The organism is Geodermatophilus normandii, from assembly GCF_003182485.1.
Lineage (GTDB): Bacteria > Actinomycetota > Actinomycetes > Mycobacteriales > Geodermatophilaceae > Geodermatophilus > Geodermatophilus normandii.
On record NZ_QGTX01000001.1, the window covers coordinates 400288 to 410185 of the forward strand.

The 9898-nt window shown below is 72.9% G+C and carries 13 protein-coding genes; all 13 read left to right on the forward strand.

Features of this window, described 5'->3' with window-relative positions; translation table 11 throughout:
* Positions 1–6 precede the first annotated feature (6 nt).
* The 13 genes from JD79_RS02135 (at position 7) to JD79_RS02195 (ending at position 9773) form a co-directional block, all read left to right on the forward strand.
* A complete protein-coding gene (locus JD79_RS02135) occupies positions 7–426 on the forward strand; it encodes a flagellar hook assembly protein FlgD (protein ID WP_110004204.1) in 420 nt (139 codons plus the stop codon).
* A gap of 37 nt (positions 427–463) precedes the next feature.
* Positions 464–1651, forward strand: a complete 1188-nt coding sequence (locus JD79_RS02140) for a flagellar hook protein FlgE (RefSeq protein ID WP_110004205.1) — start codon at positions 464–466, stop codon at positions 1649–1651.
* Between the two features lie 245 nt (positions 1652–1896).
* On the forward strand, positions 1897–2190 hold the full coding sequence (locus tag JD79_RS02145) for a flagellar FlbD family protein (protein ID WP_110004206.1): 294 nt from the start codon (positions 1897–1899) through the stop codon (positions 2188–2190).
* Between the two features lie 3 nt (positions 2191–2193).
* On the forward strand, positions 2194–2964 hold the full coding sequence (locus tag JD79_RS02150; RefSeq protein ID WP_110004207.1) for a motility protein A: 771 nt from the start codon (positions 2194–2196) through the stop codon (positions 2962–2964).
* Positions 2961–3896 (forward strand): OmpA/MotB family protein, encoded by a 936-nt coding sequence (locus JD79_RS02155; protein WP_110004208.1) that lies wholly within the window; start codon positions 2961–2963, stop codon positions 3894–3896. Before JD79_RS02150 ends, JD79_RS02155 begins: the two co-directional genes overlap by 4 nt.
* A complete protein-coding gene (locus tag JD79_RS02160; RefSeq protein ID WP_110004209.1) occupies positions 3893–4378 on the forward strand; it encodes a flagellar basal body-associated FliL family protein in 486 nt (161 codons plus the stop codon). The genes JD79_RS02155 and JD79_RS02160 overlap by 4 nt, the downstream gene beginning before the upstream one ends.
* Before the next feature lie 234 nt (positions 4379–4612).
* Positions 4613–5581: a flagellar motor switch protein FliM gene (locus tag JD79_RS02165; protein WP_110004210.1), complete on the forward strand. Its 969-nt coding sequence runs from the start codon at positions 4613–4615 to the stop codon at positions 5579–5581.
* Positions 5578–6339, forward strand: a complete 762-nt coding sequence (fliN, locus tag JD79_RS02170) for a flagellar motor switch protein FliN (protein ID WP_110004211.1) — start codon at positions 5578–5580, stop codon at positions 6337–6339. The genes JD79_RS02165 and fliN overlap by 4 nt, the downstream gene beginning before the upstream one ends.
* Positions 6336–6758: a FliO/MopB family protein gene (locus tag JD79_RS02175; protein ID WP_110004212.1), complete on the forward strand. Its 423-nt coding sequence runs from the start codon at positions 6336–6338 to the stop codon at positions 6756–6758. Before fliN ends, JD79_RS02175 begins: the two co-directional genes overlap by 4 nt.
* Positions 6758–7576 carry a flagellar type III secretion system pore protein FliP gene (fliP, locus tag JD79_RS02180; RefSeq protein ID WP_110004213.1) on the forward strand — a complete coding sequence of 273 codons (819 nt, stop codon included), beginning with the start codon at positions 6758–6760 and terminating at the stop codon, positions 7574–7576. The genes JD79_RS02175 and fliP overlap by 1 nt, the downstream gene beginning before the upstream one ends.
* Positions 7573–7848: a flagellar biosynthesis protein FliQ gene (gene fliQ / locus JD79_RS02185; protein ID WP_110004214.1), complete on the forward strand. Its 276-nt coding sequence runs from the start codon at positions 7573–7575 to the stop codon at positions 7846–7848. Before fliP ends, fliQ begins: the two co-directional genes overlap by 4 nt.
* A gap of 5 nt (positions 7849–7853) precedes the next feature.
* On the forward strand, positions 7854–8618 hold the full coding sequence (gene fliR, locus JD79_RS02190; RefSeq protein ID WP_110004215.1) for a flagellar biosynthetic protein FliR: 765 nt from the start codon (positions 7854–7856) through the stop codon (positions 8616–8618).
* Positions 8619–8624: 6 nt separating this feature from the next.
* Positions 8625–9773, forward strand: coding sequence for an EscU/YscU/HrcU family type III secretion system export apparatus switch protein (locus JD79_RS02195; protein WP_110004216.1), 1149 nt, complete (start codon positions 8625–8627; stop codon positions 9771–9773).
* Positions 9774–9898: the final 125 nt, after the last annotated feature.

Genomic DNA, 9898 nt, shown 5'->3' on the forward strand with positions numbered 1-9898 from the left:
CCGACGATGACCGACCCCGTGGGCGGCGTGGGCAGCAGCCCGGCCACGTACACGGCCAGCACGGCCGTGGACCGCAGCGACCAGATGGGCAAGGACACGTTCCTGCAGCTGCTGGTCGCGCAGATGAGGTACCAGGACCCCAACAGCCCGACGAGCACGACCGAGTTCATGTCGCAGACGGCGACGTTCACGCAGGTCGAGAAGCTCGAGGAGATCGCCGCGCAGAACGCCGAGCTGCTCGCGCTGCAGCGTTCGCTCTCGGCCGGTGCGCTGGTCGGCCACGCCGTGAGCTGGACCGCCGAGGACGGCACCACGAGGTCCGGGACGGTCTCCTCCGTCCGCTTCGGCTCCGACGGGGCGAGCGCCGTCGTCGGCGGCACCGAGGTGCCCATCGGCCGCCTCACCGAGGTCTCCCTGCCGGCGTAAGGCAAGCCCCCGCTCCCCCCTCCCGAGAGGACCCCCCGTGCTCCGTTCGATGTTCTCGGCCATCTCCGGCCTGCGCGCCCACCAGACCAAGCTCGACGTGACCGGCAACAACATCGCCAACGTCAACACCGTCGGCTACAAGAGCAGCCAGACCGTCTTCGAGGACACCCTGTCCCAGGTGATCCGCAACGGCTCGGCGCCCACCGCCGAGACCGGCGGCACCAACCCGGCGCAGGTCGGCCTCGGCGTCAAGGTCGCCGGCATCACCACCAACTTCGGCCAGGGCTCCACGCAGAACACCGGCCGCGCCACCGACTTCATGATCAGCGGTGACGGCTTCTTCGTGACCAAGGCCGGCAACGAGAACCTCTACACCCGCGCCGGGTCCTTCGACTACGACGGCGCCGGCAACCTGGTCACCCCCGACGGCGCGCAGCTGCAGGGCTGGTTGGCCCGGGGAGGCTCCGTCGACCCCAACGGGCCGATCGACGCGCTGAAGATCCCCTTCGGCCAGGTGATGGCCCCCAAGGCGACGAACGCCGGCACGCTGCTCGGCAACCTGTCGACGTCGGCTGCCGTGGGTGACGAGGTCGAGACGCAGGTCACGGCCTACGACGCCGTCGGCACCGCGCACGAGATCGCGCTGAGCTTCAGGCGGACCGCCGCCGGCTGGGACGTCGCGGCGACGGAGAACGGGGCCCCTCGCGGGTCGGGCGCGATCGCCTTCGACGCGTCCGGTCGCCTGGCGGACGGCACGTCCGTCGACGTGGCGGTGGGCACGGGCTCGATGCGCATCGACCTCGACGGGATGACCCAGTACGGCGGCAAGACCTCGCTCACCCCCAGCGGCGTGAACGGCAACGCCATGGGCACGCTGCAGTCGATCTCGCTGAGCGGCGACGGCACGATCATGGGCGTCTACTCCAACAGCCTGCGCGAGCCGATCGGCAAGCTGGCCATGGCCACCTTCGCCAACCCCGGCGGCCTGTCGAAGGCCGGCAACAGCAGCTACCGGGTGGGCGACAACTCCGGCCAGGCCGTCGTCGGCGAGGCCGGTACCGGCGGACGCGGCACCCTGACGGCCGGCGCGCTGGAGATGTCCAACGTCGACCTCGCCGAGGAGTTCACCGGCCTGATCGTCGCCCAGCGCGGCTTCCAGGCGAACAGCCGCGTGATCACCAGCTCCGACGAGATCCTCCAGGACCTGGTCAACCTCAAGCGGTGACGCACGGCCCCCGCGGCCCGGCACCCGTTCCCCGGGGTGCCGGGCCGCGGCGCGTCGCGGCCCCGCTCACGACGCCGGTACGCGTGTGACGTGCGGGAACGCGGTGCCGGGCTCACCCCCGGGGGTGATGCGGCGGGCGCGGTTCGGCTCAAGCAGTCCCCGCGCGGGACCGATGGTCCCTGTAGCCGGCGCCGCACCGTCGCGGCTGCCTCTCCCCCTTCCCGACCGAGCCAGAGGACCCACCCGTGATCCGAGTGACGCGCCTGAACGGGGAGCACTTCGCGCTGAACCCCGACCTGATCGAGCGGGTCGAGGGCCACCCCGACACCGTCGTCTTCCTCGTCGACGGCACCAAGTACGTCGTCAGCGAGGACGTCGACGCGGTGCTCGACGAGATCCGCGAGTACCGGGCCAGCATCCTCGCGACCGCCTACGCCATGGACCGCGGCACCTACCGCACCACCGTGGGCAGCACCGACGCGGACGGCGGGCCCCGCCGGGCGTCGGTCGTGCCCTTCCCGGCCCGTGAGGAGCGCTGACCCGTGGATCCCGCCACCCTGATCGGCTTCGTCGTCTCCCTCGTCGCCCTCCTGGTCTTCATGGTGATGGAGGGTGCCGACCCGACGTCGCTGCTCTTCCTGCCGGCGATCGTCCTGGTCATCGTCGCCACCTTCGGCGCGGCGATGTCCGGCCAGACGATGGACGACGTCAAGAAGGTGGGCGGCTGGTTCAAGATGGGCCTGATGCCGGCGAAGGTGCCGTCGGCGAAGGACCAGATCCAGACGCTGGTCACCCTCGCGGAGAAGGCCCGCAAGGAGGGCCTGCTCGCGCTGGAGGCGCAGGTCAAGGCGATCGAGGACCCCTTCCTCAAGCGCGGTCTGCAGATGGGCATCGACGGCACCGACCCCGAGGAGCTGCGCGCCGTCCTCGAGAGCGAGATCGCCGCCAAGAAGGCGGAGGACAAGGTCGCCGCCAAGTTCATGACCACGATGGGCGGCTACGCCCCGACCATCGGGATCGTCGGCTGCATCGTCGGCCTGATGAACGTCATGGGGAGCCTGAGCAACCCCGAGGCGCTGGGCCCGATGATCGCCTCGGCGTTCGTCGCCACCCTCTGGGGCGTCATGGCCGCCAACTTCTGGTTCCTCCCCATGGGCGCCAAGATCCTGCGGGTCAGCGACCTGCAGGCCGCCCAGATGGAGCTGCTGGTCGAGGGCATCGCCGAGATCCAGGCCGGCACCAGCCCGCGCGCCGTCCGGCTCAAGCTCAACTCCCTGATCCCGCCCAGTGAGGTCGCCAAGGAGGCCGCGTGAGCGGCGGCGGCCACGGCGGCCGCCGCCGCGGCAAGAAGCACGAGGAGGAGGAGCACGAGAACCACGAGCGGTGGCTGGTGTCCTACGCGGACATGATGACGCTGCTGCTGGTCCTCTTCGTGGTGCTCTTCGCGATGAGCCAGGTCGACAAGGAGAAGTTCGCGGCCCTGGCCAGCGGCCTCTCCGAGGCCTTCGGCGCCCCGGTCACCGCCGTGCAGGGCTCGGGGAGCAACCCCGAGGCCTCGGTCCTCGACTCCCTCGACGCCGCCGTCGACGTGCAGATCCCGCCGGCCCCCGCCGACGAGGAGTCGGTCGACGCCGCCGCCGCGCAGGCCGCCGCCCAGGAGGCGGCGCGGGTCGCCGCGGAGGCACAGGCCGAGTACGACCAGCTCGCCGCCGCCCGCGACGCGATCGACGCCGCGCTGGCCGCCGCCGGGCACGCCGACACGGCCCGCTACGAGATCGACGAGCGCGGCCTGGTCGTGCACATCGTCTCCGACCCGGTCCTCTTCGGCCCCGAGGAGGCGACCCTGCAGCCGCAGGGCCGCGAGATCCTCGACGCCGTCGCCCCCACGCTGGCCGCCCTGCCCAACCGGCTGACCGTGGAGGGGCACGCGAACTCCCTGCCGGTGACGCCGGGCGGGCCGTGGCCCTCGAACTGGGAGCTGTCGGCCTACCGGGCGACGACGGTGGTGCGCCACCTCGCCGCCGAGGGCGTCCCGCAGGACCGCCTGTCCGGGACCGGCTACTCCGACACGCGGCCGATGGTGCCCGCGTCCGATCCCGGCGCCCTGTCCCTGAACCGCCGCGTCGACATCGTCGTGCTGTCCGACGCCTCCGCCGAGGCCAACGAGCTGCTGCCCGGCCTCGACGCCCCCGCACAGGCGGCCCCCGCACCGGCAGCCCCCGCACAGGAAGGCACCCACGAGTGAGCACCAAGACCAAGGACAAGGCCGCCAAGGACAAGGACGCGCCCGCGGACGGCGAGGAGGCGAAGGGCGGCAAGAAGAAGCTCCTCCTGGTGCTGGCCGTCCTCCTGGTCGTCGCCGGCGCCGCCGCGTACTTCTTCCTGTTCACCGGGGAGGCCGAGGCCGAGGAGCCGGTGGCCGGCGAGGTCGTGGCCCTCGAGCCGGTGACGGTCAACCTGGCCGGCGGCGGGTACCTCAAGATCGGGATCAGCCTGCAGACCACCGAGGACGCCGCCTCCGGCGGTCACGGCGGCGGCGGCGTCGACGGGTCCAAGGCCCTCGACCTCGTCATCTCCACGTACTCGCAGGCCCAGCCGGCCGACGTCACCGGCGCCCGCGAGGCGCTCAAGGAGTCGCTGGAGCACCAGATCGTCGAGGCCTACACCGACGAGGAGGGGGTCGAGATGGTCATGGGCATCTACTTCACGGAGTACGTGACCCAGTAGCGGCCGCAGGGGTCGACGGTGTGCGCGCAGGCCGCACTCCGGACCGCGGAACCCGGCCCCAGCGCACACGCCCGCCCGTCCACCCCCTGCTCCACCGCCACGGGGGGCAGGACCGCCCCACCGGTCCCGCCCCAGTGACCCCGGGACGCACCACGCGTCCCACCCTCCCCGGCTGACCGGCGGCGCCCCGCGCCGCCGGTCAGTTCGCGTTCCGGCCCCGCCGATGAGGGGACCGTGACCCGCCCCGACACCGCGACCGCGCCCGCTGGGCCCGGGCCGCAGGCGCCGGCCGGTGGCCGCAGCCGGCGCGGTGCCCCCCGCACCTACGACTTCCGCCGTCCCACCAAGCTCGGCCGCGAGCACGTCCGGGTGCTGCAGATCGCGCAGGAGGCCTTCGCCCGGCAGGCGACGACCGTCCTCACCACGATGCTGCGCACCGGCGCCCGGCTGGAGCTGCACGGCATCGAGCAGCACTCCTACGACGACTACGTCGCCACCCTGCCCGACCCGTGCTTCCTGACGACGTTCACCATCGAGCCGCTCGCCGGCAAGGGCCTGCTCGCCTATCCGCTCGACATCGCGATGGCGAGCGTCGACCACATGCTCGGCGGCTCGGGCGCCGCCACCCAGCCCGAGCGGCCGATGACGGCGATGGAGACCACCATCACCGGGCAGCTGATGACCCGGCTGCTGCAGGAGTTCGCCGCCGCGTTCGCGCACATCGCCGTGATGCAGCCGGTGGCCGACGACGTCGAGTACAACCCCGCGCTGGCCCAGGCCGCGGCCGGCTCGGACACCGTCATGGTCGCCCGGTTCACGATGTCGATCGGCAGCCGCGAGGGCAACGCCTCGCTGGTCCTGCCCTTCTCCTCCTTCGCGCCGGCGCTGTCCAACGCCGCCTCGCCGCAGCTGTCGGAGTCCGCGCAGCGCAAGCGGCAGCGCGCCGCGCAGCTGCTGGCCGAGCGCCTCGAGCTCGTCCCGGTCGACGTCAGCGTCCGCTTCAGCCCCCTCGAGGTGTCCTCGGAGGACCTGTTGTCCCTCACCGTCGGCGACGTCCTGCTGCTGCGCCACCCGCGGGACGCCCCGCTCGAGGTGACCACCAACGACGCCGTGTTCGCCCACGCCATCGCCAGCAACCACCGCCGCCGCCTGGCCGCCGCCATCGTCCCCGCCCCCTCCGCCGCGCCGAAGGACCCCGCATGACCGCCACGCTCGAACCCGCCCAGGCCGCCACCTCCGCTGCTGCGGAGACCATCACCGCCGTCGTGGTGGCCGCCGCCCGTGCCGCGGCCGCGCTCGTCCCGGCCGGTGCCGAGCTGCACCCCGGCCCGGCGGTGACCGACCCCGACGCCGTCCCGGTCCCGCCGGCCGCGGCCGTCGCCGTCGGCGCCCGGCTCTCCGGGGAGATCACCGGCGACGTCGTCCTCGTGCTCTCCGCGGAGGTCGTCGAGGCGCTGGACAACTCCCCCGTCGGCCCGATGGACGTCGCGACCGCGCTGCGCCCGGCGCTGGAGGCGGCCGCGGCCACCCTCGGCCGGGTCCGCGTGGACGCCGAGCGCACCGAGGACCCGGTCACCGCGCTCGACGGGCTGCGGGACAAGGGCATGTTCGTGGCGGTCCCGCTGGCCGCCGGCACCGACCACCAGGCGACGCTCGCGCTGCAGGTGACCCTGCCGACCGCGGCCCGCGCGCCGCGCAACAGCCTGGACCTGCTGCGGCACGTGGCCATGGAGGTCACCGTCGAGATCGGCCGCACCCGCATGACCGTGGGCGAGCTGCTCTCGCTGCACCCGGGCGAGGTGGTCGAGCTCGACCGCGCCGCCAGCGCCCCGGCCGACCTGCTGGTCAACGGCACGCTCATCGCCCGCGGCGAGGTCGTCGTCGTCGACGAGGACTTCGGCCTGCGGATCAGCGAGATCGTCAGCGACGCCGCCGCCGAGCTGGGAGCCGCGCAGGCATGACCTGGATGCTGATCCGGCTGATCCTGTCGCTGGCCTTCGTCGGCGGCGTCCTGTGGTTCGCCGCGCGCCTGGCCAGGAAGCGCGGGCTGGGCTCCACCGGCGGGCTGGTCGAGGTCGTGGCCCGTCAGCGGATGGGTCGCACCAGCACGGTCAACGTGCTGCGCATCGCCGACCGCGTCCTCGTCGTCGGCGCGACCGAGGAGCAGGTCACCCTGCTCGCCGAGCTCGACGGCGACGCCGTGGAGACCTCGCTGGCCGAGCGGGCCGCGACGGCCTCCCCGGCCGAGGGCGGCCCGGCCGTCCCGGCGCCGCGTCCCGGCGGCGTGCGGGTCGGCGGCGCGCTGGCCGGCTCGGTGTTCGACCGGCAGGGCTGGGCGGGCTTCGTCACGTCGCTGCGCGAGCGGACGGTCCGCCGCTGATGACCGCTCCCCCGCCACTGCGGTCGCTGCCGCGCCGGGCCGCCGCCGTGCTGCTGGCCCTGCTGGGCTGCGCCGTCGCCGGTGTCCTGCTCGCCGGGCCGGCCGCCGCGGCCCCGACCGCCCCCACCCCGCCCACGGCACCGACCGTGCCCGCGGTCGACGGCGGGGTCGACATCTCGGTCGGCAACGGCAGCCCGAGCACCTCGATCACGCTGATCCTCGCGATCACCGTGCTGTCGGTGGCCCCTGCGGTGCTGCTGCTCTGCACGTCGTTCACCAAGATCGTCGTCGTCCTGTCGCTGACCCGCAACGCGCTGGGCCTGCAGTCCTCACCGCCGAACTCGGTCCTCACCGGCATCGCGCTGTTCCTCACGCTGTTCGTGATGGGCCCGGTCCTGTCCGACGTCAACGAGGTCGCCGTCCAGCCCTACATGGACGGCGCGATGACGGTCTCGCAGGCCTACGACGCCGGCGTCGTGCCGCTCAAGGAGTTCCTGCTCGACAACACCCGCGACGACGAGCTGCAGCTCATGGTCGGCCTCTCCGGCGAGGAGCAGCCCGAGGACCGCGGGGCGGTGAGCATGACGACGCTGGTCCCGGCGTTCGTCCTCTCCGAGCTCAAGAGCGCCTTCATCATCGGGCTGGTCGTGTTCATCCCGTTCCTGGTGCTCGACATGCTCGTCAGCGCCTCGCTGATGGCGATGGGCATGATGATGGTGCCGCCGTCGATCGTGTCGCTGCCGTTCAAGCTGCTGTTCTTCGTGGTGGTCGACGGCTGGGCGATGATCACCACGTCGCTCGTGGGGTCGTACACGTGAGCGACGCCGACGTCACCGACATCGCCATCCAGACGATGATGGTGGCCGCCAAGGTGGCCGCCCCGGTGCTGCTGACCGCCCTGCTGGTCGGCTTCCTGATCTCGCTGTTCCAGGCGGCGACCCAGATCCAGGAACCGACGCTGTCGTTCGTCCCCAAGATGATCGCGGTGAGCATCGCGCTGCTGGTCACGGGCAACTGGGTGCTCGCCGAGCTGGTCGACTTCACCCACACCCTGTTCGCCCAGCTGCCGCACCTGCTCGGGCGGACCTGACCGGCATGGACCTCGAGGTCCCGGCGGTCACGCTCGCGGCCCTGCTGCTGGCCACCGCGCGCGCGGCCGGCTTCGTCCTGCTCGCCCCGCCGTTCACCACCCGCACCATCCCGGCGCCGGTCAAGGGCGCGCTGGCCCTGGCGCTGGCGGTCGCGCTGGTCGACCGCGTGGCGCCCGGGCTGCCCGAGCCGACGACGGGGTTCCTCGTCGTCACCGCCGTCAGCGAGGTGGCCATCGGCGCGGCGCTGGGCTTCGTCGTCCAGCTGTTCTTCACCGCGGTGCAGTTCGCCGGTGAGCTCATCGACGTCACCGGCGGCTTCTCCCTGCAGCCGGCCTACGACCCGCTGGCCATGACCACCAACTCCGTCATCGGCAAGCTGCACTACCTGCTGGCGACGACGCTGCTGTTCACCAGCGGCGGGCACCTGCTGATCGTGCGCGGGTTCGCCACCTCCTACGAGGGGCTGCCGGTGAGCGGCGGCTACCCCGCCGGGGACGTCGCCTCCGTGGTGCTGACGGCGTTCTCCACGATGTTCCTCGCCGCGCTGCAGATCGCCGGCCCGATGGTGGCCGTGCTGCTGCTGGCCGACGTCGCCCTGGCCCTGCTGTCCCGGGCCGCCCCGGCGCTCAACATCTTCGCCATCGGCTTCCCCGTGAAGATCATGCTGACCCTCGCGCTGCTCGGGCTGACCTTCCCCCTGCTGCCGCCGGCGCTCGACGCGCTGCTGGAGCAGGCCACCCGCGCGGTCGTCGGTCTCCGGAGCGGGTGAGCCGGGGTGGCCAAGGACGGTCAGGGGGGTGAGAAGACCGAGAAGCCCACTCCGAAGCGCCTCAAGGAGGCGCGCAAGGAGGGGCAGATCCCGCGGACCCAGGAGCTGGGCACCTGGGCCGGCGTGGCGGCGGCCAGCGTCTTCCTCCCGATGCTGGTCGCGAACGGCTTCGACGCGATCGGCCGGCTGTTCGTGCAGTTCGGGACGGTGGTCGACGAGCCGGAGGCCGAGGCGGTCGGCGTGCTGCTCGGGCAGGCGCTGACGGTCTTCCTCGAGACGCTGCTGCCGATGGCGCTCTCGCTGATGCTCGTCGGGGTGCTGGCGTCGGCCGCGCAGGGCGGGGTCGCCCTGGCCACCAAGGGCATGAAGCCGACGCTGAAGAAGCTCAACCCGTTCCCCGGGATGAAGCGGATGTTCGGCACCCACGGGCTCTGGGAGGCGCTCAAGGCCGTCATCAAGACCGCCGCGCTCGGCACCGTCGTCGTCGTGACCAGCGACCGGGCGCAGGCGCTGGTGTCGGCGTCGGGCGCGCTGCCGCTGTCGGCGGTGGTGGCGACCTTCGCCTCCTCCGCCGTCCTCATGTTCCGCGTCGTGGCGATCACCGGCCTGGTCATCGCGATCGCCGACTACGTCGTCGTGCGCAAGCAGACGATGGCCAAGCTGAAGATGACCAAGTACGAGATCCAGCAGGAGCACAAGCAGTCCGAGGGCGACCCGCACGTGAAGGGGCAGCGCCGCTCCATGCAGCTGGCCATGTCGCGCAACCGGATGATGGCCGAGGTCGCCACCGCCGACGTCCTGCTGGTCAACCCGACACACGTCGCCGTGGCGCTGCGCTACGAGCCCGAGCGGGGCGCGCCGCGGGTGGTGGCCAAGGGCGCCGACGAGCTGGCCGCGCGGCTGCGCGAGCGGGCCGCCGAGGCGCGGGTGCCGATGGTCCAGGACGTGCCGCTGGCGCGGGCCCTGCACGCCTCGTGCGAGCTCGGCCAGGAGGTGCCGCCGCAGCTGTTCACCGCCGTCGCCCGCGTGCTCGCCTTCGTGATGCAGCTCGGCGCCCGCGGCGTGCGCGGCGGGTTCCACCGGCCCGGCTTCCAGGCACCCGACGTCGCGGACCTGCCGCGGGCCGGCCGCCGGAGGACCCCGATCGCGTCCTGACCTCACGGGGCATTGGAGGCGATACGCACGTCCCGCCTGCCGATACGTGCGGAGGGCCTCCCATGCCTCGCCCCGGCGTGGGGCGGCTGTGACTGGTGCGGCGTCCGCGGTCGGCCGGGCACCCC